The 22,584-nt window shown below is 71.5% G+C and carries 21 protein-coding genes; 13 read left to right on the forward strand and 8 right to left on the reverse strand.

The window, feature by feature from the left end; genetic code table 11:
• Positions 1-6 precede the first annotated feature (6 nt).
• The 6 genes from ABEB03_RS11885 to mscL all read left to right on the forward strand — a co-directional run bounded on the left by ABEB03_RS11885 (position 7) and on the right by mscL (position 6,093).
• A complete protein-coding gene (locus ABEB03_RS11885) occupies positions 7-1,545 on the forward strand; it encodes a potassium/proton antiporter (RefSeq protein WP_345646058.1) in 1,539 nt (512 codons plus the stop codon).
• Positions 1,546-1,913: 368 nt separating this feature from the next.
• The gene (locus ABEB03_RS11890; protein ID WP_345646061.1) at positions 1,914-3,176 is read left to right on the forward strand and encodes an MFS transporter; all 1,263 of its coding nucleotides are present in this window, start codon (positions 1,914-1,916) and stop codon (positions 3,174-3,176) included.
• A 68-nt stretch (positions 3,177-3,244) separates the two neighbouring features.
• On the forward strand, positions 3,245-3,556 hold the full coding sequence (locus ABEB03_RS11895; protein WP_345646064.1) for an FmdB family zinc ribbon protein: 312 nt from the start codon (positions 3,245-3,247) through the stop codon (positions 3,554-3,556).
• Between the two features lie 226 nt (positions 3,557-3,782).
• Positions 3,783-4,661, forward strand: a complete 879-nt coding sequence (locus tag ABEB03_RS11900; protein ID WP_345646069.1) for an S-methyl-5'-thioadenosine phosphorylase — start codon at positions 3,783-3,785, stop codon at positions 4,659-4,661.
• 295 nt (positions 4,662-4,956) lie between these two features.
• On the forward strand, positions 4,957-5,508 hold the full coding sequence (locus ABEB03_RS11905) for a hypothetical protein (RefSeq protein ID WP_345646071.1): 552 nt from the start codon (positions 4,957-4,959) through the stop codon (positions 5,506-5,508).
• Between the two features lie 114 nt (positions 5,509-5,622).
• Positions 5,623-6,093: a large conductance mechanosensitive channel protein MscL gene (mscL, locus tag ABEB03_RS11910; protein ID WP_345646074.1), complete on the forward strand. Its 471-nt coding sequence runs from the start codon at positions 5,623-5,625 to the stop codon at positions 6,091-6,093.
• Between the two features lie 67 nt (positions 6,094-6,160).
• On the opposite strand, the gene ABEB03_RS11915 is transcribed toward mscL, so the two are convergent.
• Positions 6,161-6,343: a hypothetical protein gene (locus ABEB03_RS11915; protein ID WP_345646077.1), complete on the reverse strand. Its 183-nt coding sequence runs from the start codon at positions 6,341-6,343 to the stop codon at positions 6,161-6,163.
• 91 nt (positions 6,344-6,434) lie between these two features.
• On the opposite strand from ABEB03_RS11915, the gene ABEB03_RS11920 reads away from it, so the two are divergent.
• From ABEB03_RS11920 to ABEB03_RS11935, 4 genes are all read left to right on the forward strand, one after another.
• Positions 6,435-7,661, forward strand: a complete 1,227-nt coding sequence (locus ABEB03_RS11920) for a low temperature requirement protein A (protein ID WP_345646082.1) — start codon at positions 6,435-6,437, stop codon at positions 7,659-7,661.
• A gap of 160 nt (positions 7,662-7,821) precedes the next feature.
• Positions 7,822-8,880 (forward strand): P1 family peptidase, encoded by a 1,059-nt coding sequence (locus ABEB03_RS11925; RefSeq protein WP_345646086.1) that lies wholly within the window; start codon positions 7,822-7,824, stop codon positions 8,878-8,880.
• Positions 8,881-8,980: 100 nt separating this feature from the next.
• Positions 8,981-10,195, forward strand: coding sequence for a L,D-transpeptidase (locus tag ABEB03_RS11930; RefSeq protein WP_345646089.1), 1,215 nt, complete (start codon positions 8,981-8,983; stop codon positions 10,193-10,195).
• Between the two features lie 157 nt (positions 10,196-10,352).
• On the forward strand, positions 10,353-11,105 hold the full coding sequence (locus ABEB03_RS11935; RefSeq protein ID WP_345646092.1) for a DUF6227 family protein: 753 nt from the start codon (positions 10,353-10,355) through the stop codon (positions 11,103-11,105).
• 132 nt (positions 11,106-11,237) lie between these two features.
• On the opposite strand, the gene ABEB03_RS11940 is transcribed toward ABEB03_RS11935, so the two are convergent.
• The 5 genes from ABEB03_RS11940 to ABEB03_RS11960 form a co-directional block, all read right to left on the reverse strand.
• A complete protein-coding gene (locus ABEB03_RS11940) occupies positions 11,238-11,495 on the reverse strand; it encodes a hypothetical protein (protein ID WP_345646095.1) in 258 nt (85 codons plus the stop codon).
• Positions 11,496-11,603: 108 nt separating this feature from the next.
• Positions 11,604-13,703: a PTS fructose transporter subunit IIABC gene (locus ABEB03_RS11945; RefSeq protein ID WP_345646098.1), complete on the reverse strand. Its 2,100-nt coding sequence runs from the start codon at positions 13,701-13,703 to the stop codon at positions 11,604-11,606.
• A gap of 244 nt (positions 13,704-13,947) precedes the next feature.
• Positions 13,948-14,901 carry a 1-phosphofructokinase gene (gene pfkB / locus ABEB03_RS11950; protein ID WP_345646993.1) on the reverse strand — a complete coding sequence of 318 codons (954 nt, stop codon included), beginning with the start codon at positions 14,899-14,901 and terminating at the stop codon, positions 13,948-13,950.
• A 95-nt stretch (positions 14,902-14,996) separates the two neighbouring features.
• On the reverse strand, positions 14,997-15,758 hold the full coding sequence (locus ABEB03_RS11955; protein WP_345646101.1) for a DeoR/GlpR family DNA-binding transcription regulator: 762 nt from the start codon (positions 15,756-15,758) through the stop codon (positions 14,997-14,999).
• A 613-nt stretch (positions 15,759-16,371) separates the two neighbouring features.
• Entirely contained in the window at positions 16,372-17,907 is a 1,536-nt protein-coding gene (locus ABEB03_RS11960) for an MFS transporter (RefSeq protein ID WP_345646104.1), read from the reverse strand.
• Positions 17,908-17,969: 62 nt separating this feature from the next.
• On the opposite strand from ABEB03_RS11960, the gene ABEB03_RS11965 reads away from it, so the two are divergent.
• Entirely contained in the window at positions 17,970-18,971 is a 1,002-nt protein-coding gene (locus tag ABEB03_RS11965) for a helix-turn-helix transcriptional regulator (RefSeq protein WP_345646109.1), read from the forward strand.
• A gap of 464 nt (positions 18,972-19,435) precedes the next feature.
• Here ABEB03_RS11965 and ABEB03_RS11970 read toward each other — a convergent pair whose 3' ends face one another.
• Positions 19,436-20,434 (reverse strand): sigma-70 family RNA polymerase sigma factor, encoded by a 999-nt coding sequence (locus ABEB03_RS11970; RefSeq protein ID WP_345646112.1) that lies wholly within the window; start codon positions 20,432-20,434, stop codon positions 19,436-19,438.
• A 170-nt stretch (positions 20,435-20,604) separates the two neighbouring features.
• Here ABEB03_RS11970 and ABEB03_RS11975 point away from each other — a divergent pair, with 170 nt between their 5' ends.
• Complete coding sequence (locus tag ABEB03_RS11975) at positions 20,605-21,129, forward strand: GNAT family N-acetyltransferase (protein ID WP_345646115.1); 525 nt, start codon at positions 20,605-20,607, stop codon at positions 21,127-21,129.
• 5 nt (positions 21,130-21,134) lie between these two features.
• Here the strand turns inward: ABEB03_RS11975 and ABEB03_RS11980 are convergent, their stop codons facing one another.
• A complete protein-coding gene (locus ABEB03_RS11980) occupies positions 21,135-21,953 on the reverse strand; it encodes a dioxygenase family protein (protein ID WP_345646118.1) in 819 nt (272 codons plus the stop codon).
• A 120-nt stretch (positions 21,954-22,073) separates the two neighbouring features.
• Between ABEB03_RS11980 and ABEB03_RS11985 the strand changes: the two genes are divergently transcribed.
• The gene (locus ABEB03_RS11985; protein ID WP_345646123.1) at positions 22,074-22,577 is read left to right on the forward strand and encodes a MarR family winged helix-turn-helix transcriptional regulator; all 504 of its coding nucleotides are present in this window, start codon (positions 22,074-22,076) and stop codon (positions 22,575-22,577) included.
• Positions 22,578-22,584: the final 7 nt, after the last annotated feature.

Genomic DNA, 22,584 nt, shown 5'->3' on the forward strand with positions numbered 1-22,584 from the left:
ACCGGATTGGCGAGAAAGGAACGGCCGCTGACTGTCCACCACCTCAACCAGCTCCTGCTCGTGTGCTCGCTCGTCCTGCTCTTCGCGGTCGTGGCCGTCCGGATCTCCTCACGCAGCGGGCTCCCCACGCTGCTCGTGTACCTGGGCATCGGCGTCGCGATCGGCCAGGACGGGATCGGAGACGTCCAGTTCAACAACGCCGCACTGACCCAGGTCATCGGATACGCGGCACTGGTCGTGATCCTCGCCGAGGGCGGCCTGGGCACGAAGTGGAAAGAGATCAGGCCGGCCCTCCCGGCCGCCTCCTCGCTGGCGCTGGTGGGTATCGCGGTGAGCGTCTCCGTCACGGCCTCGGCGGCCCACTACCTGATCGGCCTGGAGTGGCGGCAGGCGCTCATCATCGGAGCGGTGGTGTCCTCGACGGACGCGGCGGCGGTCTTCTCCGTACTGCGGAAGATCCCGCTCCCCGCGCGCGTGACGGGCGTCCTGGAGGCCGAGTCGGGATTCAACGACGCCCCCGTCGTCATCCTCGTCGTCGCGTTCTGCGCGGCGGGCCCGGTGGAGCACTGGTACGAGCTGCTGGGCGAGATCACGCTGGAGCTGGCCATCGGCGCGGCCGTCGGCATCGCGGTGGGCTGGCTCGGCTCGTACGGACTGCGGCACGTGGCGCTGCCCGCCTCCGGCCTCTACCCGATCGCCGTGATGGCCATCGCCGTCGTCGCCTACGCCGCCGGCGCGCTCACCCACGGCAGCGGCTTCCTCGCCGTCTACCTCGCCGCGATGTTCCTGGGCAACGCCAAGCTGCCGCACTGGCCCGCCACCCGCGGCTTCGCGGAGGGCCTCGGCTGGATCGCCCAGATCGGGATGTTCGTGCTGCTCGGCCTGCTCGTCACCCCGCACGACATGGGCGACGACATCGTGCCCGCGCTGATCATCGGCCTGGTCCTCACCGTGGTGGCCCGGCCCCTCAGCGTCGTGACCGGCCTGCTGCCCTTCCGCATCCCGTGGCAGGAGCAGGCGCTGATGTCCTGGGCCGGACTGCGCGGCGCCGTGCCCATCATCCTCGCGACCATCCCGATGGTGAGCGGCATCGAGGGCAGCCGCCGGATCTTCAACATCGTCTTCGTCCTGGTCGTCGCCTACACCCTCGTCCAGGGGCCCACCCTGCCGTGGCTGGCGCGCAAGCTGCACCTGGGCGAGCCCACGGGCGCCGCCGACCTCGGCATCGAGTCGGCACCCCTGGAGCGGCTGCGCGGCCACCTGCTGTCCGTCGCGATCCCCGAGGGCTCGCGCATGCACGGTGTGGAGGTGGCCGAGCTCCGGCTGCCCGCGGGCTCCGCCGTGACCCTCGTCGTGCGCGACGAGACCTCGTTCGTCCCGCTGCCCACGACCGTGCTGCGGCGCGGCGACGAACTGCTGGTCGTCGCCACCGACCAGGTCCGGGACGCCGCCGAGAAGCGGCTGCGCGCCGTGGGACACGGCGGCAAGCTGGCCGGCTGGCTGGGCACCGACGGCCCGGGAACGCACCGGCAAACAGGCCATTGAGGGGCGAGAGGCATTCACAGGCGGACGCCGCCGTGGTGCTCATTTTCACAGGCCCGGCCCCTTTGGCCCCTGTAGGATGAAGGCACACCTAGATCGAACCACCTCTGCCTGACGCAGAGCTGGCGCGACCGCACGGCGGCCGTGACGCCCTCCAGCAGTGGGCGACGGTATCTACCGCAGTTCCGCGCAAGAGGACAGCTCTCGGCGCCCCCGCAGGGCGAGTGAGTCGAAGGGGAGCGCCGGAGTCCAGGGCGTGAGCGCGCGAGTCCGAGGGCCCGCGCGAATCACCGCCCGGCACCGGCCCCGGCACCCCGGAGGCGAGCACGCCGCGACGGGTCGCGCTACCAGGTGGCAGAAAGGCACGGGCCGTGGCATCCACGGTCACCTCCCGCCCCGGATACGGACAGCTGCTGCGCACCCGCGGCGCCTGGACGTTCCTGCTCCCCGGCTTCGCCGCACGTCAGCCGTTCGCGATGCTGACCATCTCCATCGTGCTGCTCGTGCAGCACACCACCGGCTCGTACGGAAGCGCCGGCGCCGTGGCCGCCGTCACCGGTGTCTCCATGGCGTTGTTCGCGCCCTTCACGGGCCGTCTCGCCGACCGCCACGGACAGCGGGCCGTCCTGCTGCCCGGCGTCCTGGTGCACGCGTTGGCAGGCTTCTCCCTGACGGCCCTCGCGCTCGCCGACGCGCCCCTGTGGGTGCTGTTCGCCGCCGCCGTGCCGACCGGTGCCTCGGTGCCGCAGATCGGTCCCATGGTGCGGGCCCGCTGGGGCGCGAAGCTCCAGGACTCCCCCTTGATGACCACGGCGGCGGCCTTCGAGTCCGTCACGGACGAGCTGACCTTCGTGTTCGGCCCGCTGCTCGCCACGGCGCTGTGCACGGCCGTGGACCCCGCCGCGGGGCTGCTGACCGAGGCCTCGCTGACCCTGGTCGGCGGTCTGCTGTTCGCCGCGCAGAGGAGCACGCAGCCGGCCGTCGCGACCGGCGGGCACGCGCGCGTGGAGCACGTCTCCGCCCTGCGCGTCCCCGGCGTGCGGGTGCTGATCGTGACCTTCCTGGGCATCGGCTCCGTCTTCGGCGGCATGCAGGTCTCCCTGGCCGCGTTCAGCGAGTCGATCGGCGAGCCCGGCCTCAACGGCGTCCTGTACGGCGTCTTCGCCGCGGGCAACATGCTCTCCGGCATCGTCTGCGGCGCCATCGCGTGGAAGGCGGCGCCGCAGCGGCGTCTCGTCGTCGGGTACGCGGCCCTGGCGCTGACCGCCTCCGGCCTGTGGACGGCCCACTCCGTGGTCGTGCTCGCCGGGATCGGCCTGCTCGTGGGCATGTGCATCGCACCGGCCCTGATCACCGGCTACACCCTCGTCGAGGGCCTGGTGCCGCAGGGCGCCCGCACCGAGGCCTTCACCTGGCTGACCGGCGCCGTCGCGCTGGGCCAGGCCGCGGCCGTCACGGTGGCCGGGCAGATGGAGGACCGCCTCTGGGAGGGCGCCGGTTTCCTGGTCCCGATGGCCGGTACGGTGCTGGCTCTGGCGACCCTGGTGACCCTGCGGTCACGCCTGACACCCAGGGGTGCGGGGCGCACCGTCGCGCGTGGCGTCGGTCACCGAGTGCCGGTGACAGTGGACTGATCTCTCGGAATACGTCACTATGGACCGTCGTTAGCACTCATTGAGTGAGAGTGCCAGGAGGAAGACAAGTGCCGACCTACCAGTACCAGTGCACCGAGTGCGGCGAGGGCCTTGAGGCGGTGCAGAAGTTCACCGACGACGCCCTGACCGAGTGCCCCAACTGCGGTGGCCGCCTGAAGAAGGTGTTCTCGGCCGTCGGCATCGTCTTCAAGGGCTCCGGCTTCTACCGCAACGACAGCCGCGGCTCGTCGTCGAGCAGCTCGCCCGCGTCGTCGAAGGCGTCCGGCTCCTCCACGTCGACCTCGTCGTCCTCGACGGCCTCGTCGTCCTCCGACTCGAAGTCGTCGGGCACCGGCTCGTCCAGCAGCTCCGCCGCTTAGTCCGCCAGGGCGCGGCTGCCGCCGCGCCCCGCGGGCCGGCCGTCCCGTGCGGCTCGGCCGGGTTGCCCGGACCGTCCGGCCGGGCTTCCTCGGCCCTGCACTGCTTCCGGAGCCCCGTCGGGCCCCGGACCCGTTCTCCCGCGAGACCCCGCCGTCCTACGACGGCGGGGTCTTCGGCGTTCCCCGGCCCGGCTGCGACGCCGCCCGTCCGGCTAATGTGCGGTCCATGGCGAACACGGAGAACGCACAGCGCCCCGGCGAGGAGCAGACCGCGGCCAGGGCCGAGATCGGTGTGATCGGCGGCTCGGGCTTCTACTCCTTCCTCGACGACGTCACCGAGATACAGGTGGACACGCCCTACGGAGCGCCCAGCGACTCCCTGTTCCTCGGCGAGATCGCCGGACGGCGGGTCGCCTTCCTCCCCCGCCACGGCCGCGGCCACCATCTGCCGCCGCACCGCATCAACTACCGGGCCAACCTGTGGGCGCTCCGCTCCGTGGGCGTACGCCAGGTCCTCGGCCCCTGCGCGGTCGGCGGACTGCGCGAGGAGTACGGGCCCGGAACCCTCCTCGTGCCGGACCAGATGGTGGACCGCACGAAGGCGCGCGCACAGACGTACTTCGACGGGATGCCGCTGCCGGGCGGCTCCGTGCCGAACGTGGTGCACGTGTCGCTGGCAGACCCGTACTGCCCGGTCGGGCGCAAGGCGGCCCTCGACGCCGCGCGCGGACAGGACTGGGAGCCGGTGGACGGCGGCACGCTCGTCGTGGTCGAGGGACCGAGGTTCTCCACCCGTGCCGAATCCCTCTGGCACCAGGCGCAGGGCTGGTCGGTGGTGGGCATGACCGGCCACCCGGAGGCCGCGCTCGCCCGTGAACTGGAGCTCTGCTACACCTCCTTGACCCTGGTCACCGACCTCGACGCGGGCGCCGAGAGTGGCGAGGGCGTCTCGCACGAGGAGGTGCTGAAGGTGTTCGCGGCGAACGTGGACCGGCTGCGGGGCGTGCTCTTCGACGCGGTCGCGGGGCTGCCGGAGAACGGGACGCGGGACTGCCTGTGCACGAAGGCGCTCGGCGGGATGGACCCGGGGTTCGACCTGCCGTGACGCGGGGCGGGGCACTCCGGGCGGGTGCGGGAGTGCCCTTGGCGCCGGGGACACCTGGCACGACGACGGGGACACCCGGCTCGACGCCAGGGACACCTGACTCGACGCCAGGGACACCCGGCTTGACGACGGGGACACCTGGCTCGACGGGCGGGACACGCGAAGGGTGGAACCTCCTGTTCGGGTGAGCGAGTTGTCCACAACCCGTGGGTGGTCCACAGGGCGCGGCGGGCTCGGCCACGAAGCCTCATCGTGGGATCGCAAGCCGGTCCCTCGTCGCAGGTGGTGGTCACCCATGGCTCAACTCTCCCTTCTCGTGCGCCCGCCCGGCGCGGACGCGCCTCCGACCTGCGAGGTTCCGCACTTCGCCCCCGTGCGCGTGCGCGGCGGACGGTATGCGCTGCGGCGTCTCGCGCGGCACCGGAAGCGGGCACTGGCCGCGGGACTCGCGGTCACGGCGGCGGCCCTCGTGGCGGCGGGCCCACGGGACTCCGAGCGGGCGCGGGGGCATCCACCGGACGCCGTCCGGGCCCCTTCGGCAGCGGCGTCCGCGGCCGCGTCGGATCCCGTGCGCGACCATCGCGCGGCCGACACGGTGACGGCCCCGGTGCGGATCACGGACGCCGCCACGGTCCGTCTGCTGCGGCCTGGCGACCTGATCGACGTGATCGCTGCGGACGGCGACGGCACAGGCCGGGTCGTCGCGGCCGGAGCGCGCGTCACCGAGGTGCCGGAGGCCGAGGCCACCGAGAGCGGAGCACTGGTCCTCCTCTCGGTCCCCCGGCCGGCGGCGGCGCGGCTGGCCGGCGCGAGTGCCGGCGCACGACTGGCGGTGACGCTGCGATGAGTGAGGATGTGGTGTCAAGTGCCACGTCGGAGTTGCCCCATTGGACAGGCCCCGCACGGCCTGACGTAGGTTGCGGAGCTGTTTGTTCCACAACCAGTGCGGAGGGGCCTGCTCGTGAGCGAGAAGAAGCAACCCGGCATCTGGGAGGGCTTCAAGGCCTTCCTGATGCGTGGCAACGTCGTCGACCTGGCCGTCGCGGTGGTCATCGGCGCGGCCTTCACCAACATCGTCAACTCCGTGGTGAAGGGCATCATCAACCCGCTGGTGGGCGCGATCGGCACGAAGAACCTCGACAGCTACAGCACGTGCATCAAGGACCCCTGCACCGGCAGCGGGGACACCGCGACGGGCGTCCGGATCCTGTGGGGTTCGGTGCTGGGCGCGACGCTCAGCTTCGTGATCACCGCGGCCGTCGTCTACTTCCTGATGGTCCTGCCGATGGCCAAGTACCTGGCGCGGGTGGAGGCCCGCCGGAAGGCGAAGGAGAGCACGCACGAGGTCATCGAGGTGACCGAGTTGGAGGTGCTCAAGGAGATCCGCGACGAACTCGTGGCCCAGCGCGGCCAGGGACGCGCCCAGGACTGACGACGGACCCCGGCTGCCGTCCGCTGCGGCGCGGCGGCCGGGCTCAGATGTGGTGCGGCGGCCGGGCTCAGATGTGGTGGGGCGGCTTCTCGTCGAGGAAGCGCTTCAGGTCGGCCGCGCTGTCGCCGGTGCTCTCGGCCCGCTCGCCCCACCCACGGTCCGTGTCGTCCGAGGACTGCTGGCTCAGTGGGTCGTCGAAGACCAGCGCGGGCTTCGGATCGCGCGGTTCGGGGGCGGGGGCGGTACTCATGGGATCAGGGTACGCCGGGGGCACCGCACCCAGGATCGCTTGTGAACGTCTTCACATGAATTTCCGGCGCTTTTCTGCTGTGCTTGGCCGTATGACGTCCAGCCCCGCTTCCGATCCGGCCGCAGCCCCGCCCCGGCCCTCCGGCCGCAGGCCGTTGCGCCGCATGACCGCCCGCGGCCGTGACGAGGCACACCGGGTCGCCTCCCCGCTGGAGCTCTTCTTCGACCTGTGCTTCGTCGTGGCCGTCGCCCAGGCGGGCATGCAGCTGGTGCACGCCGTGGCCGAGGGGCACGCCGGCGAGGGCATCCTGAACTACGCGATGATCTTCTTCGCGATCTGGTGGGCCTGGATGAACTTCACCTGGTTCGCCTCGGCGTACGACAACGACGACGCGCTCTACCGCTTCGTCACCCTGGTGCAGATCGCCGGTGTCCTCGTCCTCGCGGCCGGGGTGTCCGAGGCCTTCGAGAAGCACGACTACATGCTCGTCTGGCTCGGCTACGCGATCATGCGGTTCGCCATGATCGCGCAGTGGTTGCGGGCCGCACGCTCCACGCGGGGCGCCGAGAGAACCATGGCCCTGCGGTACGCGGGCGGAGTGCTGTTGTGCCAGGTCGGCTGGCTGGGGCTGCTGGTCCTGCCGGAGTCCGGCCGGCCGTGGGTGTACCTGGTCATGGTGATCGCCGAACTGTGCGTCCCTGTGTACGCCGAGAAGGACTTCAACACGTCGTGGCATCCGCATCACATCTCCGAGCGGTACGGCCTGTTCACGATCATCGTGCTCGGGGAGACGATCGCCGCGGCCACGATCGCCGTGAAGTCCGCCGTCGACGAGCACGAGGCGGTGGGCGAGCTGATCCCGATCGCCGTGGGCGGGCTGCTGATCGTGTTCTCCGCCTGGTGGATCTACTTCGTGGTGCCGATCCACGGACATCTGCGCACCAGCAAGCACGCGTTCCTGTGGGGGTACGGCCACTACCTGATCTTCGCGTCGGCGGCCGCGATCGGCGCGGGTCTGGAGGTGGCGGTCGAGCAGGCGGTCGGCAAGGCGCACATCTCGACGCTCTCGGCGTCCGCCGCGGTGACTCTCCCGACGGCGCTGTTCTTCCTCACCGTCTGGACGCTGCACTCCCGCCACTACAAGGTGGGGATCGCGCAGCAGCTCGTACTGCCCACCAGCGCGCTGCTGGTCATCGTGTGCACGTTCCTGGGCGAGTGGGCGGTGCTCGCCGCGGGCGTCGTCTCGGCCCTGTCGGTGGTGATCGGGATGGTGCTGCCGGCCCGGACGACAGTGGGACGGACGCCGAGGACCGCGTAAAGGGGCAGGGGCACGGAAGGTCTCCGCGCGGAGTTGGGGCGGAGAGAGGGCGGACGGGTGGGAGCCGGGGCCCGGGCGGTCATGCCCCGGCCGGTCATGCGCCCGGGTGGTTGTGCGGTGGTGTGATCGTATGACCCGGTGAGTGGGGAAGGCTGAGCGCATGACAGTTGACGCTCTGACGGATGTCACGGGTCTTCGGGTGGGGCACGCGACGCGCACCGGGGACGGCTGGCTCACCGGCACGACGGTCGTGCTCGCCCCGGAAGGCGGCGCGATCGCGGCCGTCGACGTGCGTGGCGGCGGACCCGGCACCAAGGAGACCGACGCGCTGGACCCCCGCAATCTGGTGCAGAAGGTCGAAGCCGTGGTGCTCACCGGTGGCAGCGCGTACGGGCTGGACTCGGCGTCGGGCGTGATGGCCTGGCTGGAGGACCGGGGGCGCGGGGTGCTCGTGGGCACGGACCCGGCACACGTGGTGCCGGTGGTGCCGGCGGCATGCGTCTTCGATCTGGGCCGCGGCGGCGACTTCCGGGCGAGGCCCGACGCGTCCACCGGCCGGGCCGCGGTCGAGGCGGCGGACGCGAGCGAGCCGGGCGAACCGGTGCGCGAGGGTTGTGTGGGCGCCGGCACCGGGGCGGTGGTCGGGCGGCTCAAGGGCGGTGTCGGCACGGCGAGCGCCGTGCTGGAGTCCGGCATCACGGTGGGCGCGCTGGTGGTGGCGAACGCGGCGGGATCGGTGACGGATCCGGAAACGGGGGCGCTGTACGGGGAGTTGCTGAGCCGGCGGGTGGAGTACCCCTCGCCGGCGGTGCACGAGGCGGCGCGGGCGCGGCTCGCCGAGGCCGCGGCGAGGAACGCACCGCCCCCGCTGAACACGACGCTCGCCGTGGTCGCCACCGACGCCGATCTGACGCGCGCCCAGGCGCAGAAGCTGGCGGGCACGGCGCACGACGGGATCGCGCGCGCGGTGCGGCCGGTGCATCTGCTGAACGACGGGGACACGGTGTTCGCGCTGGCCACGGGTGCCCGGCCGCTCGCCGCGGAGAACCCCCTCGCGCTCAACGAGATCCTCGCGGCGGGCGCGGATCTGGTGACGCGGGCGATCGTGCGGGCCGTACGGGCCGCTGTGCCGGTGGACGGGCCGGGCGGCCTGTGGCCGTCCTACGAGGAGCTCTACAGGGAGCCGCCGCTGGGCGATTGTCCCGGTTCTGTCACGTGATGGCATCCGACGCGATCGGAGGGAACCCGACGCGTCGACGCTCGCTCTTTGTCCTCGAAACCGAGCGGAACCCGCGCATCACACGAAACTGGAGCAGCCCGTGACAACGCCGGACAGGACAACACGGCGCGCACTGGGGGCCTGTGCCGCCCTGATGGTCGGCGCCCTCACCCTCACCGCATGCGGCGGCGACGCCAACGCCGACAGCGGCAAGGACGGCAAGAGCGCGACCAGGACGTCCACGGCGAAGATCGTCATCTCGGCCCAGGACGGCTCGACGGGCGCGTCCATCAACGCGACCGGGGTGAAGGTCAGCGACGGCGAGCTCACCGACGTGAAGATGACGGTGGCCGGGACCGGGACGGCCGTGCCCGGGACGATATCCGCGAACGGCGGCTCCTGGAAGCCGAAGGAGCAGCTGGAGCGAGGCACGAAGTACCAGATCTCGGCGACCGCGAAGGACGCGAAGGGACGGACCTCGGCGGCCAACTCCATCTTCACGACGGTGTCTTCGGGCAACAGCTTCATCGGCACCTACACGCCCGACAACGGCTCCACCGTAGGCGTCGGCATGCCCGTGTCGTTCACCTTCGACAAGGTGATCGGCGACAAGAAGGCCGTGCAGTCGCACATCAAGGTCACGTCGAGCAGCGGCCAGCAGGTCGTCGGCCACTGGTTCGGGGCGCAGCGGCTCGACTTCCGGCCCGAGACGTACTGGAAGGCCGGCTCCAAGGTCACGATGAAGATCGACCTGGACGGCGTCGAGGGCGCGAACGGCGTGTACGGGGTGCAGAAGAAGACCGTCACGTTCACGATCGGCCGTTCCCAGGTCTCCACGGTCGACGTCCGCACGCAGACCATGACGGTCGTGCGGGGCGGCAAGACCCTCAAGTCGGTGCCGATCTCGGCGGGCAGCCCGGAGCACACCACGTACAACGGGCAGATGGTGATCTCCGAGAAGTTCGTCCAGACCCGGATGAACGGCTCGACGGTCGGCTACGGCGGCGAGTACGACATCCCGGACGTGCCGCACGCCATGCGGCTGACGGCGTCGGGGACGTTCATCCACGGCAACTACTGGTACAACCGCGGGAACCCGCCCTTCGGCCGGCAGGGAACGAGTCACGGCTGCGTGGGACTTGCCGATGTGCAGGGCGCGCGGGGGGACACGACCGCCAAGTGGTTCTACGACAATTCCCTCATCGGGGACGTCGTGACGGTCAAGAACTCCCCCGACAAGACGGTCGCGCCGGACAACGGGCTCAACGGCTGGAACATGTCGTGGAGCGCCTGGACCGCGGGAAGTGCCCTCTGACGAGCGGCTTTTGACGACCGGGCGGGCCGCGCGGGAACTCCCCGCGCGGCCCGCCCGTTTTCTGTCCGTACGTTTTCTCGGTTCACGGACATGATGTCCGACCGAGGGGCTACGGTATGCACCCACAAGGTGACATGCAGCAACGCCGGGAGAAGCCTTGAGCGTTCCGTACGAGACAGCAGCGTACGAACCACCCGAGTCGCCCGAGTCTCCGGAGGAGCATCTCGCGCGACTCCTGGGCCGCGCCCTGAACTCCTTCGAACTGCCCGACGAGACGATACGGCAGCTCGACTGCGCGCTGGCCCAAGACAGTTCGCTGCACTCCGCGCACCACAGCGCGGGGCTGCATCGCGAGACGTACCGGCACACATGGCTGCTCGCCGACGGTTCGGCGGTCACGCTGTGGGAGCTCGTGCACAACACCGCCCCCGGCCGCGACCCTCAGCACGAGGTGTACGTGGACGAGGAGGAGCTGCGTGCGGCCACCGCGCGGCTGCCGCTGCCGCCGGACGCACCGGACTTCGAGCTGCCCGTGCTGGTGCAGCTGTCGCCGATCCCCGAGCCGCGCCACGCGTATGTGCCCGACGACTCGGCGGACCACGTCCGCCGGCTGCTGCGGCGCGCGGAGAACGCGGACCGGCCGGGCGACGACCTGTCGACGCTGCTGCTGCGCGAGGCGTTCGCGCACCAGATCACCCAGGCCTTCGGGAAGCCGTGCCGTGCCGGTCGGGCGGGGCTGTGCTTCTCGCTCTACGAGCACGCGTTCCTGCTGCGGGACGGGCGGGAGATCTCCCTGTGGGAGGTCGAGCACACGGCGACCCCGGACCGGCGTCACATGTGCGAGGTGTACCCGACGGAGGAGGCGGCGCGCGAGGCGATGGAGCGGCGCGCGGCGCGACTCGGCCGCTGAAGGTGCAGGCCGGGCCTGGGCGCGGGTGTCGGCCGCAGAGGGCCGGGGCTGCGCCTATGGGCGCGTGGCGGCCGCTGAAGGTGGGGGCCGGGCCTGGGCGCGGGTGTCGGCCGCAGAGGGCCGGGGCTGCGCCTAGCGGCGGGTGTCGCCGAATCGGCGGACCAGGCCCGCGAAGGCGGCGTGTTCCTCGGGGGTGAGCTCGACCGACTCGGAGACCGGGCCGGACCGCGACTGCTCGGGAATGGCTCGCAGCGTGTCGTCCGCGCGCCGCATCGCGTCCCGGAGGCGGGCGCGGCGCATGAAGCGTGACAGCCCGACGATCCAGATGGCGGTCGCCAGGGCGATCAGGGGCACGCCTATCAGCTGAAAGGTCGACACGTGCTCAGGCATACGTCCCAGTAGACACCACGGTCCGGGACTTTGATCCCGGACCGTGACGCATCTCGCAGATGCCTTGAACAACTCACAGATGCCGTAAAGGGGCAGGAGCCGCGCCCCTCACGCCGCGACCGGCTCCTGCGTCTCGGCCTTCGCCGATATCGGAGCGTCCGCGGCCCCCGCCGCGACGCCCGCCGGAGCCTGCCTGCGCATGCCCTTGAGGACGACGACCAGAGCGGCGCTCACACCGACGCCCGCGGCGATGGCGATCAGGTAGAGGAACGGGTTGCCGATCAGCGGGACCACGAAGATGCCGCCGTGCGGGGCCCGCAGGGTGGCGCCGAACGCCATCGACAGCGCACCGGTGACCGCGCCGCCCGCCATGGAAGCGGGGATGACGCGCAGCGGGTCGGCCGCGGCGAACGGGATCGCGCCCTCCGAGATGAAGGAGGCACCGAGGACCCAGGCGGCCTTGCCGTTCTCGCGTTCGGTCTGGGTGAAGAGCTTGCCGCGCACGGTCGTCGCCAGGGCCATGGCGAGCGGCGGGACCATGCCGGCCGCCATCACCGCGGCCATGATCTTCATCGCCGAGTCGCTGGGGCTCGCGACGGCGATGCCCGCGGTGGCGAAGGTGTACGCGACCTTGTTGACCGGGCCTCCGAGGTCGAAGCACATCATCAGGCCGAGGAGGGCTCCGAGGAGGATGGCGTTGGTGCCGGTGAGGCCGTTCAGCCAGTCCGTCATGCCCTTCTGCGCGGAGGCGATGGGCTTGCCGATCACCACGAACATCAGGAATCCGACGATCGCCGCGGAGATCAACGGGATCACCACGACCGGCATGATGCCGCGCAGGGCCGCCGGGATCCTGACCCGCTGGATGGCGAGCACCACCGCACCGGCGATGAGACCGGCGGCCAGACCGCCGAGGAAGCCGGCGTTGATGGTCAGAGAGATCGCGCCGCCGACGAAGCCGGGCACGAGTCCTGGCCGGTCGGCCATGCCGTAGGCGATGTAACCGGCCAGGACAGGCACGAGGAAGCCGAAGGAGACGACGCCGATCTGGAAGAACAGGGCTCCCCAGCTGTCCGCCTGGGTCCACAGGAAGTGGTCCATGACCGAGGGCGCCTTGTTGATCCTGTAGCCGCCGATCGCGAAGCCCAGGGCGATCAGCAGACCGCCCGCGGCGACGAACGGGACCATGTAACTGACGCCGGACATCAGCCACTTGCGCAGCCTGGTGCCGTAGCCCTCGCCGGACTCGCCGGCACGCTCGACGGGCGTGCTGTGGGCCGCCGCGGAGGTGACCTCACCGCGCGCCGCCTTGTCCCGCACCTCGGCGATGAGTGCGGCGGGCTTGTTGATGCCCGCCTTCACGCCGACGTCCACGGTCGGTTTGCCGGCGAAGCGGTCCTTGTCCCGCACCGGCACGTCGTGAGCGAAGATCACGCCGTCCGCGGCGGCGATGACCGCGGGGTCGAGGCGGGTGAATCCGGCCGAGCCCTGCGTCTCGACGACGACCTCGATGCCTGCCTCGCGGCCGGCGTTCTCCAGGGACTCCGCCGCCATGTAGGTGTGGGCGATGCCGGTGGGGCAGGAGGTGACGGCGACGACACGGAAGGGCCGCTGGACCTCCGCGTCGGTGGCGCCCGGCGCCGGGGCGGATCCGTCCTCGACGGTCGCACCCGGCACCGGGGCCGTGCCGTCCACGCCGGTGCCTGCGGAGGCCGCCGCATTCGGCACCGTCGCGGAGGTCTCGGGGGCCGCGGCGGGGGCCGGGGGCTCCTCGCCGCGGATGAGCGCCGCCGCGGTCGCCGCGTCGTCCGCATCCCGCAGCGCGGAGGTGAACTCGGCGTTCATCAGCTGACGGGCCAGGGACGACAGGATGGTGAGGTGGGCGTCGTCCGCGCCCGCAGGGGCGGCGATCAGGAAGATCAGGTCGGCGGGTCCGTCCGGTGCGCCGAAGTCGATGCCCTCCGCGCTGCGTCCGAACGCGAGCGTCGGCTCGGTGACGTGCTCGCTGCGGCAGTGCGGGATGCCGATGCCGCCGTCCAGGCCCGTCGGCATCTGGGCCTCGCGAGCCGCCACGTCGGCGAGGAAGCCGTCGAGGTCGGTCACCCGGCCCAGGGCGACCATGCGTTCCGCGAGGGCGCGCGCCGCCGCTTCCTTCGTATCGGCGGACAGGTCGAGGTCGACCAGGTCCGCGGTGATCATCTCGCTCATCGCGGGCTCCTTCGCACGCGTATCGCCCGTGGGGATTCGTGGGCGGGGGTGGGGACGGGGATGCTGCGCCCCGAGGGAACAGGGGTGAGGGGGGTGAGAGGGGTGAGGAGTGTGAGAGGTGTGAGGGAAGTGGCGGCCGTGGTGCAGGGGGCTGTGGGACCGGGGCGGCCCCGCTGTTCGGATGCGGCGGCGAAGGGGAGTCCCCGCCGTATCAGGGGCGTACGGGCCGGGCGGGCGACCGCGGTCATGGCACCGGCTCCGTGAGGGGAAGGTCCATCGGGATCTCCGTCGTGACCGTCACCGCGGAGGCGTCCAGGTCGGCCGGTCCGGGCATCACGCTGCCGGGGAGCTGGACGGCGGCCGCGCCGTGGGCGACGGCGGAGGCGAGCGCGGCGGGACCGCGGCCGCCGGCGATCAGGAACCCGGCGAGCGAGGCGTCGCCGGCTCCGACGTTGCTGCGTACGACGTCGACGCGGGCGCTGCCGAACCAGGCGCCCGCCTCCTCCACCAGCAGCTGCCCGTCCGCGCCCAGGCTCGCGAGCACGGCGCGCGCGCCCTGCTCGCGCAACTCCTCCGCCGCCTTGACCGCGTCGCCCACCGTGGCGAGCGGGCGCCCGACGGCCTCCGCGAGTTCCTCGGCGTTCGGCTTCACCACGTCGGGCCGCTCGCGCAGCGCCTCCCGCAGTGCCCGGCCGGACGTGTCCAGCGCGATCCGGGCGCCCGCCGCGTGGGCCCGCGCGACGAGATCGGCGTACCAGGACGGCGCGAGCCCGCGCGGAAGGCTGCCGCAGCAGGTGATCCAGTCGGTGTTGCCGGGGCGGTAGTGCCGCCGGACCGTCTCCAGGAGGAGTTCCGCCTCGGCGGCGGAGAGTTCGGGACCCGGTGCGTTGATCTTGGTGAGCGTGCCGTCGGGTTCGGCGACCGAAATGTTCGAGCGGGTGGCTCCGGCGACCGGGACCGGCGCGACCTCGATGCCCTGCGCGTCGAGCAGCTGGGCGACGAGTGCGCCGGGCGCTCCGCCCAGCGGGAGGACGGCGACCGTGTGCCGTCCCGCCGCGGCGGCCGCGCGCGAGACGTTCACGCCCTTGCCGCCCGGGTCCATGCGTTCGCCGGTGGCCCGGATCACCTCGCCTCGGTCGAGCGACGGGACCTCGTACGTACGGTCGAGGGAGGGGTTGGGGGTGACGGTCAGGATCATGCGCACTCGTTTCTCGGACACGGCACTGACGGGCCCGCGTTCTCCACGCGGCACTCGCACGCCGCGTTCCTCACACGGCGCTCGCGTGCCGTGCTCTATACACACAGCACTTCGGTGCCGCCCCGCTCGACGGAGGCGGCGTCTTCGGGGCTCAGTCCGCGGTCCGTGATCAGCAGGTCCACGTCGCACAGGTCGCCGAAGCGGGCGAAGTGTTCCTGGCCGCTCTTGGACGAGTCGGCGAGCAGCACCACGCGGCGCGCGGCGTGCAGGGCGGCGCGCTTGACGGCGGCCTCGGCCAGATCGGGGGTGGTCAGTCCGTAGTCGGCCGAGAAACCGTTGGCCGCGATGAAGAGGACGTCGGCGCGGATCTCGCCGTACGCGCGCAGCGCCCAGGCGTCCACGGCGGCGCGGGTACGGTGCCGGACGCGCCCGCCGACGAGGTGGAGCTGGATGCCGGGGTGGTCGGCCAGGCGGGCCGCGATGGGCAGGCTGTGGGTGACGACGGTGAGCGTCGCCTCCAGGGGGAGGGCGCCGGCGAGCCGGGAGACGGTCGATCCGGCGTCCAGGATCACCGTGCCGTCGCCGGGCAGTTCGGCGAGGGCGGCGCGCGCTATGCGGTCCTTCTCGTCGGCGGACGTGGACTCGCGCTCGGCGAGGTCGGGCTCGAAGTCCAGGCGGCCGGCCGGGATCGCCCCGCCGTGCACGCGGCGTACGAGACCGGCGCGGTCCAGAGTCTTCAGGTCCCGGCGGATCGTCTCCGCGGTGACCTGGAACTCCTCGGCCAGCGAGAGCACATCCACCCGTCCGCCGTCACGGGCGAGCCGCAGGATCTCCTGCTGTCGCTCCGGTGCGTACATGTCCGCTCGCCTCCGCGTGATGCCCGAACTTGTGGTTTCACTCGGAGGCTACGCCCGGATTTCTGGAAAGTAAACAGGTTCGGGCTTGATTCGGGCATGAACGGACTTCTGATTGTGTCCGGTGCCGGGGCGTGGGCGTTGCGCCGCCGCTCCGGTGGGTGGGTCGGGTCCGTGCCGGTGATCCGCCCGTTGCAGCCCTTGTGCGGGGCGGGGCTGGTAGGACCTCGGTGGGTGCGTGGCGCCGTCCGCAACGGGCATTTGATTCACCGGCACGGCCCCTTCGGTGAGATGGCGGCTGCGGGTGTGAGTGAGGCTGGGGTCCGGCTGCTGGCCCGCTGGGTGGCAACTCCCGCCCCGCCCGGCCGCCCCGCTTTGAGGGCAGAGAGACACCTTTCAGCCCGTCCGGCGTTTGAGGACGAGGCCGTTCAGGCCGATCGGGGGTTCGGGGGCGGAGCCCCTGGGGGGTCGGGTCGGGTAGGGGCGGAGGGGGCGAGGGACGGTTGTGACGGGCCGCACCGGCCGTGGGGCCGCAAGGGGCCGGGGCGCGGTGTGGTCGGGGCATGGGGCGGGCCCGGCACCTGAGGTGCCGGGCCCGTTCCCCTCCACCGGGGTCTCAGCCGACGAGCTCGGGCTCCCGCTCCCCCGTGACCGCACCGACGTCCGCGCCCTCGACGTGCTGGGCCGGCCGCTTCGGCAGGGCGAACATCAGCAGGTAGATGACCACCATCACCGCCACGACCCAGCCCAGCGCGTGCTGGAAGGCGTTCACGAAGGCGGGGCCCACCTGGGCCGCGGTGAGCCGGTCGCCGATCTCGCCGAAGAAGAGGACCGACACCAGCCCGAGTCCGAGGGCGTTGCCCATCTGCTGCACGGTGTTGATGAGTCCGGAGGCCGAGCCGGAGTGCTCGCGCGGGACCTCCGAGAGCACCGCGTCCGTCAGCGGGGCCACGATGAAGCCCATGCCCGCGCCCATGACCACCAGCGGGAGCGCCATCTGCCAGGAGGCGATGGACATCCCGTACCGGTCGGACTCCCAGATGTAGAGGAGCACACCGAGCGCCATGGCCAGGGCACCCGCCTGGAGGACCTTGCGGCCGAACCGGGGGACCAGCAGCTGCACCGACATGCCCGCCGCCGCCGACACCGCGATGGAGAACGGAACCCCGGTCAGACCGGCCCGCAGCGGGCTCCAGCCGAGGCCGACCTGCATGTAGAGGGTCCAGACCAGGAAGAAGACACCGAGGCCGACGCCGAAGACCGTCTGGACGGCGATGCCCGCCGCGAAGCTCTTCACCTTGAACAGCGACAGCTCCACCAGCGGCGAACCGTCCCGCGCGGTCTTCCGCTTCTCGTACGCCACCAGCACCGCGAAGACGACCAGGGCGCCGGCCATCGACACGTATCCCCACACCGGCCAGCCCAGCTCGCGGCCACGGGTCAGCGGGTAGAGCAGCATCAGCAGGCCGAGCGTGACGAGGGCGACGCCGACGAGGTCGAGCTTGAGGGCCCGCGGGGCCTTGGACTCGCTGATGAAACGGCGGCCCAGGAAGAGCGCGACCACACCCACCGGCAGGTTGATCAGGAAGATCGGCCGCCACTCCAGGCCGAACAGGTTCCACTCGGTCAGCAGGGCGCCGAGCAGCGGGCCGGACACGGCGCCGAGACCGACGATCGCGCCGAAGAGGCCGAAGACCTTGCCCCGCTCGTGCGCCGGGAAGGTGGCGTGCACGATCGACAGCACCTGCGGCACCATCATCGCGGCCATGGCGCCCTGCAGGATGCGGGAGGCGACGAGCATCTCCGGGTTGGCGGCGAAGCCGCACAGGGCCGAGGCCACGGTGAATCCGGCTATGCCGATGAGGAAGAGCCGCTTGCGTCCGTGGATGTCGCCGAGCCGTCCACCCGTGATCAGTCCGGCGGCGAAGGCCAGCGCGTAGCCCGCGGTGATCCACTGGATCTGGCTGAACGAGGCGCCGGCGTCCTGCTTGATCGACGGGATCGCGATGTTGACGATCGTGACGTCGACCAGGTCCATGAAGGCCGCGGTCATCACGATGGCGAGGGCGAACCAGCGCCGCCGGTCGGCCGAGCCGGCCGGGGCGTCGGCCGGCTCGGCCGTGCTGCTGAGAGTGGTCTCGGTGGAGGTCATGGAAAGAAGGTAGGCCCCCAATAGGTCAGATCGTGTCCTAGATGTGCGGCACTCTGGGAAACATGACAACGGACACTCCGGCACGTCTCCTCCAGCTCCTCTCCCTCCTCCAGACGCCCCGCGAATGGCCCGGCGGCGAGCTCTCCGAGCGGCTCGGGGTGTCCCGCCGTACCGTGCGGCGGGACATCGACCGCCTGCGGGAACTCGGCTATCCCGTGCAGGCGACCAAGGGAGCCGACGGCGGATACCGACTGGTCGCGGGCAAGGCGATGCCGCCGCTCGTGCTCGACGACGAGGAGGCCGTCGCGATCGCGGTGGGGCTGCGAGCCGGCGCGGGACACGCCGTCGAGGGCGTGGACGAGGCCTCGGTACGGGCCCTGGCCAAGCTGGAGCAGGTGCTGCCGTCCCGCCTGCGCCACCGTGTGTCCACACTGCAGGCCGCCACCACTCCGCTGACCAGCGGGGACGGCGCCAGCATCGCGCCCGAGACGCTGACCGTGATGGCGTCGTGCGTCGCGGGCCGGGAGCGGCTGCGGTTCGCGTACCGCTCGGGGGACGGGACGCCGTCACGGCGGCTGACCGAGCCGTACCGGCTCGTCTCCACCGGCCGCCGCTGGTACCTCGTCGCCTACGACCTCGACCGCGAGGACTGGCGTACGTTCCGCGTCGACCGGGTTTCCGAGCCGTTCGCCACGGGGGCTCGGTTCGCCGCGCGCGAGCTGCCCGCCGGGAACGCCGCCGACTATCTGCGGCAGTCCATGTACCGCCGCCAGGAGACGTACACCTTCGAGGTCACCTTCGCCGCTCCCGCCGAGTTCGTCGCGGCGCGGCTGCCCGCCTGGCTCGGTGCGCCCGAACCGGTCGACGACCACAGGTGCCGGCTGCGGGCCTCGGCCGGCGACTCCGTGGAGTGGCTGGCGGTGCGGCTCGCGATGGTCGACTGCGATTTCGTGGTGCACGAGCCGCCCGAACTGGTCGGCTGCGTGCGGGACTTGGGCGCTCGTCTGACCCGGGCGGGCGGCGACCCGGCGGACGCGGCATCGCTCGCCGCGCCCCGTGGATGAGCCTCGGCCCTCGGGCGGGCCCGCCACGCGCCCGCGCGGCCGGTCCGCTCACGGGCGCTGCGGGTCCGGCCTCGTCGGGGCCGGGGTGGCGTCGTGTCGCTGTGGCAGAATCTGCCCTTCGGGTCACCCCGGGGTTCAGGTTCGGGGTGGCCCGTCAGCGTTCCGCCCGAAAGCCCGTACGCACAGCCCTCGCAGAACGGAGCCGAGCCTCGGCGCCAGGGGGGGGTGAGGCGCCGAGGCTCGGCTCGGAAGAGTCCCGTCGCGAGGGGGGGGTGCGTCGGGACTCGGCTCTTGGGGGTCGATGGTGCGTCTGCCCTGGACTGAGCCCTTCAACCCTGGGCTCTGAAGTCTTGTTCCCAGAGCCCAGCAGGTTGAAGCGGCCTTACATGGCCATGTCTGGTCGACTTGTGGCCAACGTTGCGCGCGGTAGGGCGCGTTACGGGCGGACTCGTCGACTCCGGTGCTTACGCCGCCGCGTCGAACCCGGTGTCGCGGGCCAGCTTCTTCAGTTCGAGAAGGGCGTGCTTCTCGATCTGGCGGATGCGCTCGCGCGTCAGCCCGTGCTCCTTGCCCACCTCGGTGAGCGTGCGCTCCCGGCCGTCCTCGATGCCGTACCGCATCTTGATGATGGAGGCCGTGCGCTGGTCGAGGCGGCCGATCAGGTCGTCCAGCCCCTCGCTGCGCAGCAGTGTCAGCACCGACTGCTCGGGCGACACGGCCGAGGTGTCCTCCAGCAGGTCGCCGAACTGGGTCTCGCCCTCGTCGTCCACCGACATGTTCAGCGAGACCGGGTCGCGGGCCCAGTCCAGGACGTCGCCCACGCGCTCCGGGGTCGAACCGAGCTCGGCGGCGATCTCCGCGTGCTCCGGCTCCCGCCCGTGCTCACGGTTGAACTCGCGCTGCACGCGGCGGATGCGGCCCAGCTCCTCGACCAGGTGCACGGGGAGGCGGATCGTGCGCGACTGGTCGGCGATCGAGCGGGTGATGGCCTGGCGGATCCACCACGTGGCGTACGTCGAGAACTTGAAGCCCTTGCGGTAGTCGAACTTCTCGACGGCGCGGACCAGGCCCGCGTTGCCCTCCTGGATCAGGTCGAGCAGGGGCAGGCCACTGCGCGGATAGCGCCGGGCCACGGCCACGACCAGGCGGAGGTTCGAACGGATGAATATGTCCTTCGCGCGCTCCGCGTCCGCGACGAGCGCCTCGAGCTCCTCACGGGTGGCGTCCGCCTGGGCCTCCTCCTCCCCGTCGAGGATCTGCCGCGCGAACACACCCGCCTCGATGATCTGGGACAGCTCGACTTCCTTGGCGGCGTCGAGCAGGGGCGTACGCGCGATCTCGTCGAGGTACATGCCGACCAGGTCGCGGTCGGCGATCTCGCCGCCTACGGCGCGAACACTGCGTGCCGCGTCGGCGGTCTCGCCGGTGGCGGACTGACGACGGGCGACGGCACGGGTTGCCATGCGTGCTCCCTTGCGATGGTGGGCTTGCGGGTGGTCCTGGACTTCGGGTTCACCCTCCCGGGTGCCCGGCATCCGATGGAAACAACGACTGGAATCAGGACAGAATTCCCAACCCGCCCCTCGATTTTTCTGATCATGCAGTACCCTGTCCGGCCACCCAGGGAGGACAGATGCCTGTCGGACGTACAGAGGCGCAGGTCAGGCCCGGAGTCGAGGCCGATCTCGGCGCACTGACGGACCTCTACAACCACTACGTGCGTGAGACGTCCATCACATTCGACACCGCCGTGTTCACGCCGGAAGCGCGTCACTCGTGGCTGCTCTCCCACCCTGAAGACGGACCGCACCGCCTGATGGTTGCCACGGACGCGGACTCACAGCGGCTTCTGGGGTACGCGACGTCCAGCGCGTTCCGGCCGAAGCCCGCCTACGCGACCTCGGTCGAGGTCACCGTGTACGTCGCGCCGGACGCCGGCGGGCGCGGCATCGGCACCCTGCTGTACGAGAGCCTCTTCGACGCGCTCGCGGGCGAGGACCTGCACCGGGCGTACGCGGGCATCGCGCTGCCCAACGAAGCGTCCGTGCGGCTGCACGAACGCTTCGGGTTCCAGCACGTGGGCACCTACCAGGAGGTCGGCCGCAAGTTCGGCCGGTACTGGGACGTGGCCTGGTACGAGAAGAAGCTGAACGGCTAGGCAGGTCAGCCGAACTGCACCGACCGCTTCGCCATCCCCATCCAGAACCCGTCGATGACGGACTTCTGCCCGTCCAGCTCTCCGGACGCGTCGGCCGCGCCCATGGTCACGAACAGCGGGGCGAAGTGCTCGGTGCGCGGGTGGGCGAGGCGGCCCGCCGGGGACTTGCGCTCGAAGTCGAGCAGCGCGTCCACGTCGCCGGCGTCGAGGGCCCGGTGACCCCAGTCGTCGAACTCGCTGGACCAGGACGGCACGCCCCCGCCGGTGTGCCGGAGTGCCGCCAGGTTGTGGGTGAAGAAGCCGGACCCGACGATCAGCACGCCCTCGTCGCGCAGCGGCGCCAGCTTGCGGCCGATCTCGAACAGGCGGACCGGGTCGAGGGTCGGCAGCGAGACCTGGAGGACCGGGATGTCGGCCTCGGGGTACATCTCCACCAGCGGTACGTAGGCGCCGTGGTCCAGCCCGCGGTCCGGGATGTCCTGGACCGGGGTGCCGGGGGCGCGCAGCAGCTTCCGTACGGACTCGGCGAGCGCGGGGGCGCCGGGGGCCGCGTACTCGACCCGGTAGTAGTGCTCGGGGAAGCCCCAGAAGTCGTAGACGAGGGGCACGGTCTCGACGGCGCCGAGGGCGAGCGGGGCCTCCTCCCAGTGGGCGGAGACCATCAGGATCGCCGTGGGGCGGGGGAGGTCGGCGGACCAGGCCGAGAGCTGGCCGGGCCAGACGGGGTCGTCGGCGAGGGGTGGTGCGCCGTGGCTCAGGTAGAGGGCGGGCATGCGCTGCTGCGGGGCACGTTCCCCGGCTGCGAAAGACGTGGCGGCAGACATGACTGCGGCTCCCTCCGGAGACTTTCACCATAGGACTGGATACTTGAACTCTCAATCTCTACGGCGGACGATACTCCTGGTTTGTTTAATATTCAAGAAGGGGCTCGTACAGTGGAGTACATGAACACGGCACCCGCTGAAGAGCCGCGCTGGCTCACCGACGAGGAACAGCGCACCTGGCGCGCGTACATGCACGCCGCCACTCTCCTCGAGGACCATCTCGACCGGCAGCTGCAGCGCGACGCGGGGATGCCGCACGTCTACTACGGGCTGCTCGTGCAGCTCGCCGAGGCTCCGCGCAGGCGGCTGCGGATGACCGAGCTGGCCATGAACGCGAAGATCACCCGCTCCCGCCTGTCGCACGCGATCGCCCGCCTGGAGAAGAACGGCTGGGTGCGCCGCGAGGACTGCCCCTCCGACAAGCGGGGCCAGTTCGCGGTCCTCACGGACGCGGGTCAGGAGACGCTGAGCAAGGCCGCGCCGGGCCATGTGGCCGCCGTACGTCAGGCCATGTTCGACCGGCTCACCCCCGAGCAGCAGAAAGCCCTCGGCGACGCCATGCTCATCATCGCCGAGGGGCTCCAGCCGAAGGAAGCGGGCGCGGACCTGCCCTGGCTGCGCTGACCGCCTG

The organism is Streptomyces siamensis (assembly GCF_039543605.1).
GTDB lineage: Bacteria > Actinomycetota > Actinomycetes > Streptomycetales > Streptomycetaceae > Streptomyces > Streptomyces siamensis.

What these genes read in the sequence shown, in the direction of transcription:
- ABEB03_RS11975 (WP_345646115.1), top strand. Translation starts at nt 20,605, where the DNA reads ATGCCTGTCGGACGTACAGAGGCGCAGGTCAGGCCCGGAGTCGAGGCC.
- pfkB (WP_345646993.1), bottom strand. Translation starts at nt 14,901, where the DNA reads ATGATCCTGACCGTCACCCCCAACCCCTCCCTCGACCGTACGTACGAG.
- ABEB03_RS11925 (WP_345646086.1), top strand. Translation starts at nt 7,822, where the DNA reads ATGACAGTTGACGCTCTGACGGATGTCACGGGTCTTCGGGTGGGGCAC.
- ABEB03_RS11940 (WP_345646095.1), bottom strand. Translation starts at nt 11,495, where the DNA reads ATGCCTGAGCACGTGTCGACCTTTCAGCTGATAGGCGTGCCCCTGATC.
- ABEB03_RS11965 (WP_345646109.1), top strand. Translation starts at nt 17,970, where the DNA reads ATGACAACGGACACTCCGGCACGTCTCCTCCAGCTCCTCTCCCTCCTC.
- ABEB03_RS11915 (WP_345646077.1), bottom strand. Translation starts at nt 6,343, where the DNA reads ATGAGTACCGCCCCCGCCCCCGAACCGCGCGATCCGAAGCCCGCGCTG.
- ABEB03_RS11920 (WP_345646082.1), top strand. Translation starts at nt 6,435, where the DNA reads ATGACGTCCAGCCCCGCTTCCGATCCGGCCGCAGCCCCGCCCCGGCCC.
- ABEB03_RS11900 (WP_345646069.1), top strand. Translation starts at nt 3,783, where the DNA reads ATGGCGAACACGGAGAACGCACAGCGCCCCGGCGAGGAGCAGACCGCG.
- ABEB03_RS11955 (WP_345646101.1), bottom strand. Translation starts at nt 15,758, where the DNA reads ATGTACGCACCGGAGCGACAGCAGGAGATCCTGCGGCTCGCCCGTGAC.
- ABEB03_RS11970 (WP_345646112.1), bottom strand. Translation starts at nt 20,434, where the DNA reads ATGGCAACCCGTGCCGTCGCCCGTCGTCAGTCCGCCACCGGCGAGACC.
- ABEB03_RS11985 (WP_345646123.1), top strand. Translation starts at nt 22,074, where the DNA reads ATGAACACGGCACCCGCTGAAGAGCCGCGCTGGCTCACCGACGAGGAA.
- ABEB03_RS11905 (WP_345646071.1), top strand. Translation starts at nt 4,957, where the DNA reads ATGGCTCAACTCTCCCTTCTCGTGCGCCCGCCCGGCGCGGACGCGCCT.
- ABEB03_RS11960 (WP_345646104.1), bottom strand. Translation starts at nt 17,907, where the DNA reads ATGACCTCCACCGAGACCACTCTCAGCAGCACGGCCGAGCCGGCCGAC.
- ABEB03_RS11980 (WP_345646118.1), bottom strand. Translation starts at nt 21,953, where the DNA reads ATGTCTGCCGCCACGTCTTTCGCAGCCGGGGAACGTGCCCCGCAGCAG.
- ABEB03_RS11945 (WP_345646098.1), bottom strand. Translation starts at nt 13,703, where the DNA reads ATGAGCGAGATGATCACCGCGGACCTGGTCGACCTCGACCTGTCCGCC.